This window comes from Streptococcus sp. Marseille-Q7087 (genome assembly GCF_965111935.1).
The window spans coordinates 1671745-1686691 of sequence record NZ_CBCOPJ010000001.1 but is presented as its reverse complement, the minus strand read 5'-3'; the positions used below and the strand labels follow the sequence as shown (position 1 = coordinate 1686691).

Sequence of the window (14947 nt, the reverse complement as noted above, 5' to 3'; positions counted from 1 at the left end):
AAAATTTTCGACTGTAGTAGCTGAAGAACTTTTTAAAAAGGAAGAGAAAAATGACTAAACGAGCACTTATTTCAGTCTCAGACAAAGCGGGCATTGTTGAATTTGCCCAAGAACTCAAAAAACTTGGTTGGGATATCATCTCGACAGGTGGGACCAAGGTTGCCCTTGACAATGCTGGGGTGGAAACCATTGCTATTGACGATGTGACTGGTTTCCCAGAAATGATGGACGGTCGTGTGAAGACTCTCCACCCAAATATCCACGGTGGTCTCCTCGCTCGTCGTGACCTCGATAGCCACCTAGAGGCTGCTAAGGACAATAATATCGAATTGATTGACCTTGTTGTGGTCAACCTTTATCCATTCAAGGAAACCATCCTTAAATCAGACGTGACTTACGCGGATGCGGTTGAAAATATCGATATTGGTGGGCCATCTATGCTTCGGTCAGCAGCTAAAAACCACGCTAGCGTAACAGTTGTGGTAGATCCTGCTGACTATGCTGTTGTTCTTAACGAATTGGCAACAAATGGTGAAACTACTTATGAAACTCGCCAACGTTTAGCAGCCAAGGTTTTCCGTCACACAGCAGCTTATGATGCCTTGATTGCAGAATACTTCACAGCTCAAGTGGGTGAAGCAAAACCAGAAAAACTCACTTTGACCTATGACCTTAAGCAACCAATGCGTTACGGTGAAAACCCTCAACAAGATGCAGACTTCTACCAAAAAGGTTTACCAACGGCTTACTCCATTGCTTCAGCTAAACAACTTAACGGTAAAGAATTGTCCTTTAACAATATCCGTGATGCTGATGCCGCTATCCGTATCATCCGTGACTTCAAAGATCGTCCAACCGTGGTGGCTCTCAAACACATGAACCCATGTGGGATCGGTCAAGCTGATGATATCGAAACCGCTTGGGACTACGCTTATGAATCTGACCCAGTATCTATCTTTGGTGGTATTGTCGTTCTCAACCGTGAAGTTGACGCTGCGACAGCTGAGAAGATGCATGGTGTTTTCCTCGAAATCATCATTGCACCAAGCTATACGGATGAAGCGCTAGCCATTTTGACCAACAAAAAGAAAAATTTGCGTATCCTTGCCTTGCCATTCGACGATCAAGACGCCAGTGAAGTGGAAGCAGAATATACAGGTGTTGTCGGTGGACTCCTCGTTCAAAACCAAGACGTGGTGAAAGAAAGTCCTGCTGACTGGCAAGTAGTGACTAAACGCCAACCAACTGAGACAGAAGCGACAGCCCTTGAGTTTGCTTGGAAAGCTATCAAATACGTCAAATCAAACGGTATCATCGTGACCAATGATCACATGACACTTGGTGTTGGCCCTGGTCAAACCAACCGTGTAGCTTCAGTCCGTATTGCTATTGACCAAGCTAAAGACAGTCTTGACGGCGCTGTTCTTGCTTCAGATGCCTTCTTCCCATTTGCGGATAACGTGGAAGAAATCGCCAAAGCAGGTATTAAGGCCATCATCCAACCAGGTGGATCAGTCCGTGACCAAGAGTCAATCGAAGCGGCTGATAAATACGGCTTGACCATGGTCTTTACAGGCGTGAGACATTTTAGACATTAAGAAAATAAAAGGGAAGAAAACAGTTTCTTTCCTTTTTTGTTTAAAAAAACTTAACGAAACAAGATTAAAACGAACGTTTATGATATAATATTAGTAAATAATTCGCAAAAGAGGTTGAGAGATGAAACTGTTAGTTGTTGGCTCAGGTGGTCGTGAGCACGCGATTGCCAAAAAGTTGTTGGAGTCTAAAGACGTTGAGCAAGTTTTCGTGGCGCCTGGAAATGATGGGATGACCTTAGATGGACTTGATTTGGTAAATATCTCTATTTCCGAACATTCTAAACTGATTGACTTTGCAAAAGAGAACGATATTGCTTGGACCTTTATTGGACCGGATGATGCCCTTGCAGCTGGTATCGTAAATGATTTCAATGCAGCTGGACTCAAAGCATTTGGTCCGACCAAGGCTGCGGCTGAGCTGGAGTGGTCTAAGGATTTTGCTAAGGAAATCATGGTCAAATACGATGTTCCGACAGCAGCCTATGGGACATTTTCAGATTTTGAGGAAGCCAAGGCTTATATCGAGGAGAAAGGCGCTCCAATCGTCGTCAAGGCAGACGGTTTGGCCCTAGGTAAAGGTGTCGTCGTTGCGGAGACAGTTGAGCAAGCAGTCGAAGCCACTCATGAAATGCTTTTGGACAATAAATTCGGTGACTCAGGTGCGCGTGTGGTCATCGAGGAATTCCTTGACGGGGAAGAGTTCTCTCTCTTTGCCTTTGTCAATGGGGACAAGTTCTACATCATGCCTACAGCTCAGGACCACAAACGTGCTTATGATGGCGACAAGGGTCCTAACACTGGTGGGATGGGTGCCTATGCACCAGTTCCTCACTTACCACAGAGCGTGGTTGACACAGCGGTTGACACCATTGTCAAGCCAGTTCTTGAAGGTATGATTAAAGAAGGGCGTCCCTACCTTGGTGTCCTTTACGCGGGGCTAATTTTGACAGCTGATGGTTCTAAAGTCATTGAGTTCAACTCTCGCTTTGGAGATCCAGAAACGCAAATCATCTTGCCTCGTTTGACATCTGACTTTGCACAAAACATCACTGATATTTTGGATGACAAAGAGCCAGCCATCACTTGGACGGACAAGGGTGTGACACTGGGCGTGGTTGTAGCATCAAATGGCTATCCACTCGCTTATGAGAAGGGTGTCAAGCTTCCAACCAAGACAGATGGTGACATCATCACTTACTATGCTGGTGCTAAATTCGCTGAAAATGGGCAAGACCTTCTCTCAAACGGCGGACGCGTCTACATGCTGGTTACCACAGCAGATACCGTTCAAGATGGCCAAAACGTTATCTACAATCAACTCAACAAACAAAACACAGAAGGCCTCTTCTATCGAAACGATATCGGTAGCAAGGCCATAAAAGATTAACAGATACTAACTTTGTCATGGCGAGCGAAAGCGAGCCAAAGTAAGATAATGGTCGCCGTGGTGAAAAGACCAGAACAGAAACTGTTTCTGGTCGGAGGAAACTTTGATACCTTAGGCTCAAAGTTTAGGAATGAAACCGAAGGTTTGCTTCCGTCCCCACCACCTAAGACCATTATCAAAAAAGAAAAGGATATTAACTATGAAACCAGTAATTTCCATCATTATGGGCTCAAAATCCGACTGGACAACCATGCAAAAAACAGCAGAAGTCCTAGACCGCTTCGGCGTTGCTTACGAAAAGAAAGTTGTTTCCGCACACCGTACACCAGACCTCATGTTCAAACATGCCGAAGAGGCACGTAGCCGTGGCATCAAGGTCATCATCGCAGGTGCGGGTGGTGCTGCTCACTTGCCAGGTATGGTTGCTGCTAAAACAACCCTTCCAGTTATCGGGGTACCCGTCAAATCACGTGCCCTTAGCGGTGTGGATTCGCTCTATTCTATCGTTCAGATGCCGGGTGGCGTGCCTGTGGCAACAATGGCCATTGGTGAAGCAGGAGCGACAAACGCTGCCCTCTTTGCCCTTCGTCTCCTCTCAGTAGAAGATGAAACCATTGCGACTGCACTTGCTAATTTTGCTGAAGAACAAGGAAAAATCGCAGAGGAGTCTACAAATGAGCTCATCTAAAACAATCGGAATTATCGGTGGTGGTCAGCTTGGTCAGATGATGGCGATCTCAGCTATCTACATGGGACACAAGGTTATCGCGTTGGACCCAGCAGCTGATTGCCCAGCCTCCCGTGTGGCAGAAATCATCGTGGCCCCTTACGACGACGTAGATTCTCTTCGTCAGTTGGCAGATCGCTGTGATGTTCTCACTTATGAATTTGAAAATGTGGATGCTGACGGTTTGGATACTGTTATCAAAGAAGGACAGCTTCCACAAGGGACCGACCTACTTCGCATCTCCCAAAACAGGATTTTTGAAAAGGATTTTCTCTCTAACAAGGCTCAAGTAACGGTGGCTCCTTACAAGGTTGTGACCTCAAGACAAGACTTGACAGATATCGATCTGTTGAAAAACTATGTCCTCAAGACAGCAACCGGTGGTTACGATGGCCATGGTCAAAAGGTTATTCGTTCAGAAGCAGACTTGGAAGAAGCATACACTTTAGCGGACTCAGCAGACTGCGTCTTAGAAGAGTTCGTCAACTTTGACCTTGAGATTTCTGTCATCGTGTCTGGAAATGGCAAGGACGTGACAGTCTTCCCTATTCAGGAAAATATCCACCGCAACAATATTCTCTCTAAAACCATCGTTCCTGCTCGCATTTCAGAAAGTCTAGCTGAAAAAGCCAAAGCAATGGCCGTGCGAATCGCAGAACAACTGAACTTGTCTGGTACACTTTGTGTAGAAATGTTTGCGACAGCTGATGACATCATCGTCAACGAAATTGCGCCACGTCCACACAACTCAGGGCATTATTCGATTGAAGCTTGCGACTTTTCACAGTTTGATACCCATATTCTAGGCGTTCTCGGAGCACCACTCCCAGCAATCCACCTCCATGCACCAGCTGTCATGCTCAATGTTCTAGGCCAACACGTCAAGGCTGCTGAAACATATGTCACAGAAAATCCAAGCGCCCACCTCCACATGTATGGTAAAATAGAAGCGAAGCACAACCGCAAGATGGGACACGTGACTTTGTTTAGTGATGTGCCGGATGTGGTAGAGGAGTTTGGGAAAGGAATTGATTTTTAAGTGAAAATAGCGATTCTAGGACTCGGAGTGATTGGGACCACTTATGCCTACGCCTTTCAAAAAGCAGGCCATCAAGTGGAACACGTATTGAGAGATAGTAAGAAAAGCACTGCTCCGAAGGAGTTGTCAGTTGTTCTGCTAGATGGTCGCTATCATTCCAAAGGTGAGAACAAGCATGATACCTATGAGGTTCATGTGGCGGGAGCTCATTCGGAATATGATTTTATTTTTCTCAGTGTGCGTCATGGTTTTGTCAAAGAAGCTGTGGAAACCTTGCGAAAAAATAATATCAAAGGCACCCTTGTTTTCTTCTGTAATTTCTGGGATACTCGAAAAGAGGTCCAAGAGTGGGCAGGGGATTACGACTATATTCTGGCTTTTCCGACAGCGGGTGGTCACATACAGGAGGAACATTTGGATGGTGTCTTGTTCGACCATTTAATGCTAGAAGGTGAGCAAAAAGCACACATTTCTAACTATGCTGATCTGACGGCTTTACTAGTTTCTGCAGATTTGAAGTGGGAAGTGCCTCATGATATGGTCGAGTGGATTTGGATTCATATGGCGATTAACGCAGGGGTTACTTCGACAGCTGCACGTTCAGGGAATCTGGAAAACCCAGAAGAACTAGCTTTGAACTTGATGAATAGTTCTTCAGAATTATCATTGGCCATCAAGGCCATTCGAGAGGCTTTGAAAGTGGTAGAAGCGCGTGGCGTGAATTTGAAGCTTTACAAAGCAGAACTCTTACCCTACAAAATTCCGGCTTGGATAGCAGGCAAAGCCATGAAAGTCATGTTTGCGAAAAATGAGCTGACCCGAAAAATCATGACCTTACACAATGATAAACAGGACATCTTCTATTGTTGTCAAAGTGTTTATCAGACTGGTCAGGACTTAGGTGTCAAGATGCCTATTCTGGAAGCAAATATGAAGGGCATTTCGCTTTAGGAGGTTTTATGATTCAACTCATTGTCAATGCTTTCGTTGAGAAGGATAAGACTGGAGCAGTCGTCGAAGTCTTGTATGCTAGTAGCGATCACGAAAAAGTGGAAGCTAAGTATGAAGAGCTGACTGCTCAATATCCTGAAAACTATTTAGCTATCTATGATGTCCCACTGGATACGGATTTGAATACACTCGATCACTATCCATCTGTGTGGATCGGGAAAGAAGAATTTGAGTAAAACGACTTTTAGTTGTTAGACGGATGTTTCACGCCGTGGGGAAAGCGTAAGCGACGGAAATCTTGAGACTTTAGGTTCAAGATTTAGTCATGAGATTCCGGAGGAAGCTGCTGACGTCCGCCCCACATAAGTGAAACATCAAAAGAAAGGAAAATTAAACATGATCGAACGTTACTCTCGCCCAGAAATGGCGAACATTTGGACTGAAGAAAATAAATACCGTGCGTGGCTTGAGGTGGAAATCTTGGCTGACGAGGCATGGGCTGAATTGGGAGAAATCCCTAAGGAAGATGTGGCTTTGATTCGCGAGAAGGCGGATTTTGACATTGACCGTATTTTGGAAATAGAGCAGCAAACTCGCCACGATGTGGTGGCTTTCACGCGTGCAGTTTCTGAGACTCTTGGTGAAGAGCGTAAGTGGGTTCACTATGGTTTGACTTCCACTGACGTGGTAGATACTGCCTATGGTTACCTCTACAAACAAGCCAACGACATTATCCGCAAGGACCTTGAAAACTTCCTTAACATCATCGCTGACAAAGCGAAAGAACACAAGTTCACCATCATGATGGGCCGTACCCACGGTGTGCACGCTGAGCCGACAACTTTTGGTCTTAAATTGGCTACTTGGTACAGCGAAATGAAACGGAACATCGAGCGTTTCGAGCATGCGGCTGCTGGCGTCGAAGCTGGTAAGATTTCTGGTGCGGTTGGTAACTTTGCCAATATCCCACCATTCGTTGAAAAATACGTCTGCGACAAATTGGGTATCCGTGCTCAAGAAATCTCTACACAGGTCCTTCCTCGTGACCTTCATGCTGAGTACTTTGCAGTTCTTGCGAGCATCGCAACTTCTATCGAGCGTATGGCGACTGAAATTCGTGGTCTTCAAAAATCCGAACAACGTGAAGTGGAAGAGTTCTTTGCCAAAGGTCAAAAAGGATCTTCAGCAATGCCTCACAAACGTAACCCTATCGGTTCAGAAAACATGACAGGTCTTGCGCGTGTTATCCGTGGTCACATGGTCACAGCTTATGAAAACGTAGCCCTTTGGCACGAACGTGATATCTCTCACTCATCAGCTGAGCGGATCATCGCACCAGACACAACTATCTTGATTGACTACATGCTCAACCGTTTCGGAAACATCGTTAAGAACTTGACAGTCTTCCCAGAAAATATGATCCGCAACATGAACTCTACATTTGGTTTGATCTTCAGCCAACGTGCTATGCTTGCGTTGATTGAAAAAGGCATGACGCGTGAGCAAGCTTACGACCTTGTTCAACCGAAGACTGCCAAATCTTGGGATAACCAAGTAGACTTCAAACCACTTCTTGAAGCTGATCCAGAAGTGACTTCACGCCTCACTCAAGAAGAAATCGATGAAATCTTCAACCCAACTTACTATACCAAACGTGTGGATGAAATCTTTGAACGCATCGGTTTGGGTGACTAATCATAATAATAAAAAAGCGAGATACAATCTCGCTTTTTTATTTGTGCCTAATCTTCTTTCTTACTAAGTCCATAAGCTGTGAGTGCAGCCATCAAACCTGTAGCAATCAACCATTCTGAATCTTGGTTTCCTGTTTCAGGAAGTTTATTTTCTTTTACTGCAGGAGCTGGACCTTGAGGAAGAGCTTGTTTTTCCTCAGCAGGAACAGTTGCTGGAGTTGTTTTACTTGAAATTCCAAGTTTTTGATTTTTTTCCACAATAGAAGCAGGTTCTTTTTTATGAGCAGTAGGTGTTAGATACGTTTCTTGACTAGGTCGTTCTAATCGTGGTTTTGTTTCTGTAATAGATGCTTGTCCATTTTCTACATGGGTGACAAGTTTACCAATTTCGATAACTTGAGCAACTGGCTCTTGAGCGACGACGCTAGTAACCAATGTTTTAACTTCAGAACCATCAGCATTAGTGGTCACTGAATAGAAATGACTACGACGACCATTAACACCTTCAGTTACAACACGAGTTTCTCCTTTAGGCAATGCATCAGTTTCACGAGTGATAGTTGTAAACGGAATTTCTTCTTCTTCAATCACAACACGTGGTTTTGCATCTGCAACTGGAGCAACATCTTCTTCGTCACCAACATGAGTGACTGGAGTTCCAACTTCGACAACTTGATTGACAGCTTCTTTCGTTACTTGTTTTTCGATAACTGTTTCTGTTTGCTTGCCATTTTCAGTTACAACTGAAAGATAGATAGTCCGTTCACCTTTGACACCTTCAGTGATGACTTTCTCCTGTCCTGCTTGAAGGTTAGGATTTTCTTTCTTAACAATCTCAAACGGAATTTCTTCTGTCTTAACTAGAAGCTCTGGTCGGTTTTCAACTGTAGCAGTAGTTTCACTCTCATCGAGGCTTCCTGAGTGAGTGGCAGCTGGTTTGAGACCAAGTCTAGCAGCTTTGAGATTAGCTACAAGTGTGTCCAATTCAGCTTGTTTGTTACGATTGAGGTTGTAGTTAAGAGCGTCTTTAGCAGCCTTGAGAGCGTCGAGACTTTCTGTTCTATATCCTTCTAAGTTTTCAGGGATTTGAGCAAGTTCTTCACGTAGCGCTTTGTAGTCAGCACGGAAGTAGTCCTTGTTGTGGTCTGCAAAAGCAGTCATGAGTTCAAAGATTTCTTCTTCCTTGTATTCTGCGCTTGGTCTATCAGCCCAGATAGCTAACATACTACCAACAGTAGGTAGGTCAACTTCAGGATATTTAGTTGATGCTAGTTGGTTAAATGGAGTTTTTTCAGTATTTTCAATAGCTTTCTTGAGGAAGCCACCGCCATCTTCTGGTTTTTGACCGAGAATGTAGTACCAATCCCCATTCGTGTTAAGGAATTTGTACCCCTTACTTGCTAGGTATTGAGGAGACGCAAGGTTGTAACCCCACCATCCTTTAGACCAGTAAGAGATGATAACGTCTTTATCAAACTCGACATCGTCCTTGTCTTCGTAGTAGAAGCCATCGTTAAAGGCCATTGGTTGCAAGCCTTTTTCTTTAGCCATGGCAGCTAGGCTATTAGCGTATTCAGCAAATTTACCGTAGAGACCATACCACTTGAGGTAGTACCAACCTTGAGCATTGGTAGCGTCATTAGCATACTCATCTGTACCATAGTTAAAGATCTTAGTCTTACCAGCAAAGAAGTCCATATACTTGCCGATGAGGGCTTTTGTAAAGTTCATTGCTTCTTCGTTTTCAAGGTCCATAGTTGTTTTTGAAACCTTGTCAAAGTTAGCTTGAGGGTTTGCGATGCCTAATTTTTCCATAGCGACAAGCATAGCATCCATGTGACCTGGGCTATTGATAGCTGGGATTAGTCCAATACCTTTGTTCTTAGCATACTGGATAAGCTCAGTGATTTCAGCTTGGTTCAAAGTAGTTCCATTAGGATCGTCGTAGTAAGATTTTGTTCCCTCAATGATGGCATTTTTCACATCGTCGCTTGCATAAGTCTTGCCGTTTGCTGAGATACTCATATCATCAAGTAGGAAGCGAAGTCCATCGTTTCCAAGGAGCAAGTGAAGGTCAGAGTAACCGAGTTCGCTGGCTTTATCTACGATGCGTTTAAGTTGGTCTAGCGTGAAGTATTTACGTCCAGCATCGATAGAGATAACCTTGTTCTTAGCTAGTTTTTCAACTTCGCGTTTAGCATCTTCTTCTTTTTGAGCTTCTGGAGTGAAGGTCAAGTTGCTAACAGCTTCCTGGAGTTTTGCAATTGCTTGGTCAATGCTATCTTGTTCAGCACGGCTGAGGTTGCTATCGAGAGCACGGATGGCTTTTTCAGCTTCTTTAACAGCTGCAATACTTTCTTCTGTGTAGCGAGTAAGGTCTGTTGGAACTTCTTTCAGAGCTTGTTCAGCAGACTCGTAATCAGCAGCGAAGTATTCAGCATTTGAGTTTGCGAATTGACGCATGAGTTTGAAGAGACGAGATGGAGAGTAGCGAGCAGATGGAGTATCAGCCCAAGCAGCTACCATACCACCGATAATAGGAACGTCAGCTCCTTCAGTTTTTGGTACAGAAGTGATTGGTGTGCTCTTAATACCGTTCAATCCTTGATCTAGGTTATACCACCCTTGTCCGTCAGCATTACGACCGAGAACGTAGTACCATGCATCGTTAGTATTGAGGATTTCGTGTCCTTTTTCAGCTAGTAACTTAGAAGAAGCGACATCGTAACCACCCCAGCCACCAGTCCACATAGAGACGATGATGTCCTTGTCAAAGGTACCAAAACTTGTATCGCTATTATAGTAGATACCGTCGTTGAAGGCCATAGGTTTTAGACCGTGAGATTTGACGATACGAGCTAGGTCATTAGCATAGGCGATGAATTTGTCATAGCCCTTGTCTGGGAATCCATCTTCTGGATACCATTTATAGGCTTGAAGAACGCTCCATCCTTTGGCATCAGTAGCATCGTTAGCGTACTCATCCAAACCGATGTTGAAGATTTCAGACTTACCAGCAAAGTAGCCTGCATACTTATCAATCAAAGCTTTTGTGAAGGCAACTGCTTTTTCATTGTCAAGGTCGACAGTACGTGCTGATTCTTTACCAAAATAGTTAAAGTTAGGCTTTTCAATACCCAGTTCTTTCATGGCATTGAGGATAGCGTCCATGTGACCAGGACTGTTAACAGATGGGATAAGTCCAATACCTTTATCTTTAGCATAGTTAATCAAGTCGGTCATTTGGCTTTCAGTGAGATGATTGCCGTTTGGATCGTTGTAGTAAGCATTTGTTCCGTTTTCAACAGCGCGTTTGACATCGTCGCTCGCATAGGTCTTATCCCCTACAGTTAGAGACATATCATCAAGCATAAAACGTAAGCCGTCATTTCCGACTAGGAGATGAAGATCAGTATAGCCATAGTGTTTGGCTTTGTCGATGATTTCTTTCAGTTGTTCAGGAGAGAAGTATTTACGCCCTGCATCGATTGAAACGATTTTCTTTTTAGCCAGTTTTTCATTGACTTGAGCTGCTTTCTCTGTAGCGACTACAGGAGCTTCAACTTTAGCAACTTCTTTGTTTTCTGCCTTTTCTGGTTCTGGCTGCTTAGCTTCTTTAGTTACTTCTGGTTTTGCTGGAGTTTCTTCGGTTGTAACAGCTTTTTCTACAATAGGTGCAGGAGTAGCTTCAACTTTTGGTGCTTCAGTGTTTGTTACAGGTGTTACTGGAGCTACAGGAGCTACGGCTTCTGGTGTAGGACTAGTTTCAAGTTTTTCTTCGCTGGCCTGTGGAGACGACTCTCCTGCGGCTTGGATAGTAGGTTGATTCTCTGTTGTAGTAGGTACGACTCCATCAGCAGCAACAGCCTGGGCATGAAAGGCAAAGCCGATCAAGACAGAAGCTGCTCCGATTGCGTATTTACGAATAGAGAAACGCTGTTTATTTTCTGGTTTCATTAAATAACCTCCTAATTTATTATTTTGGTAGCGTTTTCATATACAAATCATATTGTATGTTCTAACTAGAATAAAGTCAAGTTTTTGGATAGATATACTATAAAAAATAGAATAATTTATAAATTAAGATATATTTTTCTAGTTTTGACTCTTTTTTAGTAAAAAGGTTACTAATTATAGATTTGATTGAAATGCTATTCTCAGAAAAGGGAGTCGATGCTATAATGGGTATATAAAAAACCTGAGACAGTCGCCTCAGGATTTTTAAAGATTAGTGGTCACGATCACAAGAAATGAATTTAATTTTGTAGAAATCAGAACGTTTATATGTCTCGATATATTCCAAAACTTGACCAGTTGCTTCAAGCTTAGTTGTCTTAGTTTGGAAAACAGTTGGGAAATGAGTGTCGATTCCTAATACAGAAGCGGCATGTTCTGGAGTTGGAAATACAATTTCATTAATTTCTTCAAAATGCTCATCATTCATGTGAATGTGGTAGTCCAATTTGAAACGATTATAGATAGAACTATAGTATTCAAGGTTTGGATAGTTGGCATTGATATATTGTTCAGGAATGTATGAACTGTGATAGATATAGGTGATGCCATTTGTTTCACGAACACGTTCAATCTTGTAGTAGAATTGATCGCCACGTAGGCCGAGCTTTTCTAGATATTTAAGATCGTTCCCGCGTTCGATAGAAAGAACCGTTACCTTATCGTCTTTGGTCTCGAAGATTTCTACATCAGAAAATTCAACGAGTTTATGCTTGCGGGCACGAGCTACGAATGTTCCTTTACCTTGTTGACGAACAATGTATCCGTCTTTAGCAAGATCATTCAAGGCACGAACCACTGTGATTGAGCTAACATCATACATGGAAATCAATTCTGCTTCAGTGTAGAATTTATCTCCACTAGCAAATTGACCAGAAATAATCTTGTTTTTCAATTCATCTTTAATATACTGATACTTTGGAATTGCCATAATTTCACCTCATTTTTTCCTTCTCCACCTATGATTTTAACATAAAATCGAAAAAAAGAGTAGAAAAGCACTGAAAAAATTTAAAATATCGGAATGAGAAATTAGGATACATATAAATTATTTGAGTTTTAATTCCTATTTTTGCTTTCTATTTAGAACGTTGATTTTATGGGCATTTTGATATTTTTTAGAAAAAATTTAGTAAAAGACAGAAAATTTTTAAAGAAAATTTCAAAAAGTATTGACATTAATCCTCGATTAGTTTATAGTTGATATAACAACAAATGAAAGCGCAATCTTTTTCGTTTTCAGAGGAGGAAGAATGGCAAGATTTGAAATTAAAGATGATTTCTATCTGAATGGAAAACCATTCAAGGTTTTGTCTGGTGCCATTCACTATTTTAGAATTCCTGCGGAAGATTGGCATCATTCATTGTATAACCTCAAGGCTTTAGGTTTCAATACAGTTGAGACTTATGTCGCCTGGAACATGCATGAACCTGCTGAAGGAAAATTTAACTTTGAAGGTAATCTTGATTTAGAGAGATTTCTTCAAACTGCACAAGATTTGGGCTTATATGCAATTGTACGTCCTTCTCCATTTATCTGTGCAGAGTGGGAATTCGGTGGTTTACCTGCATGGCTCTTGACCAAGGATATGAGAATTCGGTCGTCTGATCCAGCTTTCATTGAAATGGTTGGCCACTACTATGATCAGTTACTTCCACGTCTAGTTCCAAGATTATTGGAAAACGGTGGGAATATTCTCATGATGCAAGTCGAAAATGAGTACGGTTCATATGGTGAAGACAAGATCTACTTGAGGGAAATTCGACGTTTGATGGAAGAACGAGCAGTGACTTGTCCGCTCTTTACATCAGATGGACCATGGCGAGCAACTCTTAAGGCTGGAACCTTAATTGAGGATGATCTCTTTGTGACTGGGAACTTTGGTTCCAAAGCTACTTATAATTTCTCACAGATGCAAGAATTCTTAGATGAGCACGGCAAGAGATGGCCACTCATGTGTATGGAATTCTGGGATGGCTGGTTTAATCGTTGGAAAGAACCTATCATCAAGCGTGATCCAGAAGAATTAGCAGAAGCAGTTCGCGAGGTTTTGGAGCTAGGCTCTATCAACCTTTACATGTTCCACGGTGGAACAAACTTTGGTTTTATGAATGGTTGCTCAGCTCGAGGAACGATTGATTTACCACAAGTAACTTCTTATGATTATGACGGTCTTTTAGACGAAGCTGGAAATCCAACTGCTAAATATTTCGCAGTGAAGGAGATGATGGCGACTCACTATCCTGAGTATCCGCAATCTGAACCGCTTTACAAAGAGAGTATGGAAGTTAAAAACATTCCACTGGTCGAGAAAGTTTCTCTTTTCGAAACCTTGGATAGCCTGACAAGTCCTATCGAAAGTCTCTACCCTAAGAAAATGGAAGAGCTAGGACAAGGTTACGGCTACCTACTCTATCGTACGGAAGCAAGTTGGGATGCGGATGAAGAACGCATTCGAATCATTGACGGACGTGATAGAGCTCAGCTCTTTATCGATGGCAAACGAGTGGCAACACAGTACCAAACAGAAATCGGTGAAGATATTTTTTATCAAGGAAAAAAGAAAGCGCTCTCTAGATTTGACATCCTTATTGAAAATATGGGGCGTGTCAACTATGGACACAAATTCTTAGCAGATACACAGCGAAAAGGAATTCGCACAGGTGTTTGTAAAGATTTGCATTTCTTGCTCAACTGGAAGCAATATCTACTTCCTCTTGATAACCCAGAGAATATTGATTTCTCTAAGGGATGGACAGAAGGGCAACCTGCCTTTTACGCTTATGACTTTGAAGTTGAGGCGCCAAAGGATACCTACTTAGACTTATCTGAGTTTGGTAAAGGGATTGCTTTTATCAACGGACATCATCTAGGTCGTTTCTGGAATGTCGGTCCAACCTTATCTCTTTATATTCCACATAGCTATCTCAAAGAAGGTGCCAACCGCATCATTATCTTTGAAACAGAAGGGGAGTATAAGGAACACATACATTTAACTTGTAAACCTACACTAAAACTTATAAAGGGGGAAAACTTATGACAATTGTAGGATGCCGTATCGATGGGCGCTTAATTCACGGACAAGTAGCAAACCTTTGGTCTGCTAAACTTAATGTTTCACGTATCATGGTCGTTGACAATGAAGTTGTGAACAACGACATTGAAAAAAGTGGCTTGAAACTTGCAACACCACCAGGTGTAAAACTTAGTATTTTGCCAGTTGATAAAGCAGCAGCGAATATCCTTGCTGGTAAATATGATAGCCAACGTCTCTTGATTGTAGCACGCAAACCTGATCGTTTTCTTGGTTTGGTTGAAGCAGGCGTGCCACTTGAAACAGTCAATGTCGGCAACATGTCTCAAACACCAGAAACTCGTTCTATCACACGTTCTATCAACGTTGTAGATAAAGACGTAGAAGATTTCCACAAATTGGCGGAAAAAGGTGTTAAACTTACTGCTCAAATGGTTCCAAATGATCCAGTTTCAGACTTTTTGAGCTTATTAAAATAGGAAAAAATTTTTAGGAGGTCATT

General features: G+C 42.5%; 11 protein-coding genes. 9 read left to right on the top strand and 2 right to left on the bottom strand.

Going from position 1 to position 14947, the window contains the following annotated elements; genetic code table 11:
- Positions 1-50: 50 nt before the first annotated feature.
- From purH to purB, 7 genes are all read left to right on the top strand, one after another.
- Complete coding sequence (gene purH, locus ACWPVF_RS08680) at positions 51-1598, top strand: bifunctional phosphoribosylaminoimidazolecarboxamide formyltransferase/IMP cyclohydrolase (RefSeq protein WP_454385724.1); 1548 nt, start codon at positions 51-53, stop codon at positions 1596-1598.
- Positions 1599-1719: 121 nt separating this feature from the next.
- Positions 1720-2985, top strand: coding sequence for a phosphoribosylamine--glycine ligase (gene purD / locus ACWPVF_RS08675; RefSeq protein WP_454385722.1), 1266 nt, complete (start codon positions 1720-1722; stop codon positions 2983-2985).
- Positions 2986-3184: 199 nt separating this feature from the next.
- Positions 3185-3673: a 5-(carboxyamino)imidazole ribonucleotide mutase gene (purE, locus tag ACWPVF_RS08670; RefSeq protein ID WP_454385720.1), complete on the top strand. Its 489-nt coding sequence runs from the start codon at positions 3185-3187 to the stop codon at positions 3671-3673.
- Positions 3660-4751, top strand: coding sequence for a 5-(carboxyamino)imidazole ribonucleotide synthase (gene purK, locus ACWPVF_RS08665; RefSeq protein ID WP_454385718.1), 1092 nt, complete (start codon positions 3660-3662; stop codon positions 4749-4751). Before purE ends, purK begins: the two co-directional genes overlap by 14 nt.
- Entirely contained in the window at positions 4752-5702 is a 951-nt protein-coding gene (locus ACWPVF_RS08660; RefSeq protein WP_454385716.1) for a ketopantoate reductase family protein, read from the top strand.
- An 8-nt stretch (positions 5703-5710) separates the two neighbouring features.
- A complete protein-coding gene (locus tag ACWPVF_RS08655) occupies positions 5711-5938 on the top strand; it encodes a phosphoribosylaminoimidazole carboxylase (RefSeq protein WP_454385714.1) in 228 nt (75 codons plus the stop codon).
- Between the two features lie 160 nt (positions 5939-6098).
- Positions 6099-7397 (top strand): adenylosuccinate lyase, encoded by a 1299-nt coding sequence (gene purB, locus ACWPVF_RS08650; protein ID WP_454385712.1) that lies wholly within the window; start codon positions 6099-6101, stop codon positions 7395-7397.
- 47 nt (positions 7398-7444) lie between these two features.
- On the opposite strand, the gene strH is transcribed toward purB, so the two are convergent.
- Together strH and ACWPVF_RS08640 are read right to left on the bottom strand one after the other, a co-directional pair.
- Positions 7445-11353 (bottom strand): LPXTG-anchored beta-N-acetylhexosaminidase StrH, encoded by a 3909-nt coding sequence (gene strH, locus ACWPVF_RS08645; RefSeq protein ID WP_454385710.1) that lies wholly within the window; start codon positions 11351-11353, stop codon positions 7445-7447.
- 271 nt (positions 11354-11624) lie between these two features.
- Positions 11625-12341: a GntR family transcriptional regulator gene (locus ACWPVF_RS08640; RefSeq protein WP_414312517.1), complete on the bottom strand. Its 717-nt coding sequence runs from the start codon at positions 12339-12341 to the stop codon at positions 11625-11627.
- Positions 12342-12663: 322 nt separating this feature from the next.
- Between ACWPVF_RS08640 and ACWPVF_RS08635 the strand changes: the two genes are divergently transcribed.
- Positions 12664-14451, top strand: coding sequence for a glycoside hydrolase family 35 protein (locus ACWPVF_RS08635; protein ID WP_454385707.1), 1788 nt, complete (start codon positions 12664-12666; stop codon positions 14449-14451).
- Positions 14448-14924, top strand: a complete 477-nt coding sequence (locus tag ACWPVF_RS08630; RefSeq protein ID WP_454385705.1) for a PTS system mannose/fructose/N-acetylgalactosamine-transporter subunit IIB — start codon at positions 14448-14450, stop codon at positions 14922-14924. Before ACWPVF_RS08635 ends, ACWPVF_RS08630 begins: the two co-directional genes overlap by 4 nt.
- The last annotated feature ends 23 nt before the right edge of the window (positions 14925-14947 follow it).

Coding starts and splice junctions, on each gene's coding strand:
- purH (WP_454385724.1), top strand. CDS start 51: ATGACTAAACGAGCACTTATTTCAGTCTCAGACAAAGCGGGCATTGTT.
- purD (WP_454385722.1), top strand. CDS start 1,720: ATGAAACTGTTAGTTGTTGGCTCAGGTGGTCGTGAGCACGCGATTGCC.
- purE (WP_454385720.1), top strand. CDS start 3,185: ATGAAACCAGTAATTTCCATCATTATGGGCTCAAAATCCGACTGGACA.
- purK (WP_454385718.1), top strand. CDS start 3,660: ATGAGCTCATCTAAAACAATCGGAATTATCGGTGGTGGTCAGCTTGGT.
- ACWPVF_RS08655 (WP_454385714.1), top strand. CDS start 5,711: ATGATTCAACTCATTGTCAATGCTTTCGTTGAGAAGGATAAGACTGGA.
- purB (WP_454385712.1), top strand. CDS start 6,099: ATGATCGAACGTTACTCTCGCCCAGAAATGGCGAACATTTGGACTGAA.
- strH (WP_454385710.1), bottom strand. CDS start 11,353: ATGAAACCAGAAAATAAACAGCGTTTCTCTATTCGTAAATACGCAATC.
- ACWPVF_RS08640 (WP_414312517.1), bottom strand. CDS start 12,341: ATGGCAATTCCAAAGTATCAGTATATTAAAGATGAATTGAAAAACAAG.
- ACWPVF_RS08635 (WP_454385707.1), top strand. CDS start 12,664: ATGGCAAGATTTGAAATTAAAGATGATTTCTATCTGAATGGAAAACCA.
- ACWPVF_RS08630 (WP_454385705.1), top strand. CDS start 14,448: ATGACAATTGTAGGATGCCGTATCGATGGGCGCTTAATTCACGGACAA.